Source organism: Microcystis sp. LEGE 08355, assembly GCF_015207185.1.
Taxonomy (GTDB): Bacteria; Cyanobacteriota; Cyanobacteriia; order Cyanobacteriales; family Microcystaceae; genus Microcystis; species Microcystis panniformis.
Genome location: NZ_JADEXI010000659.1, coordinates 1 through 2,397 on the forward strand (window position 1 = coordinate 1; position 2,397 = coordinate 2,397).

At 46.3% G+C, this 2,397-nt stretch carries 3 protein-coding genes; all 3 read left to right on the top strand.

All coding sequences use genetic code 11. From position 1 onward, the window contains the following. Positions 1 to 631: DegT/DnrJ/EryC1/StrS aminotransferase family protein (locus IQ242_RS22565; protein ID WP_193961484.1), on the top strand; the 631-nt coding region annotated here is incomplete at its 5' end. A gap of 37 nt (positions 632 to 668) precedes the next feature. Continuing rightward, on the top strand, positions 669 to 1,574 hold the full coding sequence (gene crtB, locus IQ242_RS22570; protein WP_193961485.1) for a cyanoexosortase B: 906 nt from the start codon (positions 669 to 671) through the stop codon (positions 1,572 to 1,574). Beyond that, complete coding sequence (locus IQ242_RS22575) at positions 1,567 to 2,313, top strand: cyanoexosortase B system-associated protein (protein WP_193961486.1); 747 nt, start codon at positions 1,567 to 1,569, stop codon at positions 2,311 to 2,313. The genes crtB and IQ242_RS22575 overlap by 8 nt, the downstream gene beginning before the upstream one ends. Positions 2,314 to 2,397 lie beyond the last annotated feature (84 nt).

Here is a 2,397-nt window from a genome sequence, read left to right on the forward strand (position 1 = left end):
TAGAGAAGGTTATCGCGCCGGCAGCGTCGGTGTGGCGGCCGGGTTTAGTTTTTATCCCAGTAAAAATTTAGGTGCTTTTGGCAATGGCGGAATGTTAGTGAGCAATGATCCCGAAATTAGCCAAAAAGCCCGTAGTTTAAGAAATTATGGCGCACCGAGCAAGTATTTTCACACCGATATCGGCACTAATAGCCGTTTAGACAGCATACAAGCCGCCATTTTAAATGTTAAATTACCCCATCTGGAAGGCTGGAATCGGGCCCGTCAGCGAGCGGCAAGACAATACGACCGGCTTTTGGCTCCTTTAGCCGATAAGGGCATTTTACCCATACGAGACGAAACCGAGACCGGTCATGTCTATCATCTCTACGTTATTCGCCTCCTTGCCCATTGTCCCGTCCCTCGCCAACAACTACAAGAACAATTAACTGCCGTCGGTATTCAAACTGGCATTCATTATCCGATTCCTTGTCATCTGCAACCGGCCTATCGCTACCTGGGTTATCAACAGGGAGACTTTCCTCATGCAGAGACTCTCTGTGAAGAAATTGTCTCTCTGCCCATGTACCCCGGTATCAGCGAGGAGCAAATTGAAATGGTTGTTGAACAGATTACTTCGATCATCGGGTAACATAAATTCAGAATTTGTCACTAAATCGCTCTGTCCTATGGGTATTAGTCCTTCCCTATCCCCCGTCTCCCACAAAAATCGGCAATCTTGGCTGATTATCGGTTTCTTGGCGGTTATCTATGGTCCGGTGATCTTTCATTGGTATGATGGTTGGCTGAATAAATCGATCGGCATCGAACACGAATACTTTAGCCACGGCTTGATCGGCCTTCCCTATGCCGCCTATATTGTCTGGCAGAATCGCCAAAAATGGCAACGCCTCGAAGATCGCTCCCATCCCCTCGGAGCGTTTTTGTTAACCCTAGGAGCGATTTTTTATCTCCTCGGTTCCTCTCTTTGGGTTAGTATGTCTTTCCCGATTATTTTAGCGGGAATCTGTCTCTGGTTAAAAGGAACGGAAGGTTTTAAATTACAGGGATTTCCCCTGCTTTTAACAGCTTTAGCGACTCCTAATCCCATACCCTACCTGATCACTCCCTATACCCTACCCCTACAGGTTTTTATTGCCGCTTGCTCTGGTTTTATTCTCCAGCAAGCAGGCCTAGATGTCTCCGTTGACGGTATCTATGTAGCGGTAGAAGGTAGGATGGTGGAAGTCGCTCCCTACTGTGCGGGGCTGAAAATGTTATTTAGCAGTCTTTACGTCACCCTCCTGCTGCTCCATTGGACTAATACCATCGAAAACGGTCGTAAAACCCGCTTTATGCTCCTCAGTGCCTTGGGAATTAGTGTCGGGGCTAATATTATTCGTAACGCGCTTTTAGCCTGGTTTCACGGCACAGGACAAGAGGAAAACTTTAAATTACTCCACGATAGCTGGGGGGGTGATTTATACTCCGTCTTTATGTTATTAATGATCCTTTTGGTCTTCCAAATCATGCAGTATCGCGAGGCGGTCAAGAAACAGTCCCCGGATCAAGAGGAAGTTAACCAGGATGATTAGTCGAAAAATTCCGGCCGAGGTAAGTTTAGTGTTAGATAAAGTCAAAAAAAAGCTCCCGGGTAATTATTTACTGCTGTTGTGCCTGCTGCTGCTGTTGATTTTAGGCGGTATCCTGCCCAATTTAATTTCTGGCCATTGGTCTTGGGCAGATCAACCGAGAATCGCTAATATTCAGAAAATGCAGGTCATCCGAAAATCGGGAATCGAGTTGTCTGACCTGAAAACCATCGACCAGAGCCAAGGCCAAATCGGTGAGGGAAAATGGTCGGTACAAGTGGTGGAAAGTCCCGATGGCAAGAGGATCACCGTGCTTTTAAAGCCACAGGACTACTATAAAAATCAACCGGGATTAGAATGGTCGGATATCAATTCGATTAGTCATTGGAATCAGGGGGAAACAACCGAGCTATCAATTCCCACCCAGTCGGGAGGAAAGGCCACGGCCAGATTCTATCGTGCTTGGACACAAAATACCTTTGCCGTGGTGCAATGGTATGCTTGGCTAGGTGGTGGTCATTACGATCCCTCTGTTTGGTATTGGCTTGACCAATGGGCGCAATTAAAAAGACAGAGAGTACCCTGGATAGCCGTTTCCTTGCTGATTCCCTTAGAACCGACGAAAGAACTGCAAACTCTCACTCCCTTTGCTCTCAATCTCGCCGCGGAAGTTCAAAGTTACTTAGAACAAAATGTCTTAAGTCAATTAACTTCTCTGCCTGAGACCAAAAAAGAAAAGTGATTTTGCTGCTCCCAACCATCTCTTTGAAAAAACTAGCTCAAGGCACTTTTCTAGTCCTTAATGGCTTCTTTGTTTCTCTCCCAC

Excerpts from the sequence above, each read along its gene's own strand:
- crtB (WP_193961485.1), top strand. The coding sequence starts at position 669 with ATGGGTATTAGTCCTTCCCTATCCCCCGTCTCCCACAAAAATCGGCAA.
- IQ242_RS22575 (WP_193961486.1), top strand. The coding sequence starts at position 1,567 with ATGATTAGTCGAAAAATTCCGGCCGAGGTAAGTTTAGTGTTAGATAAA.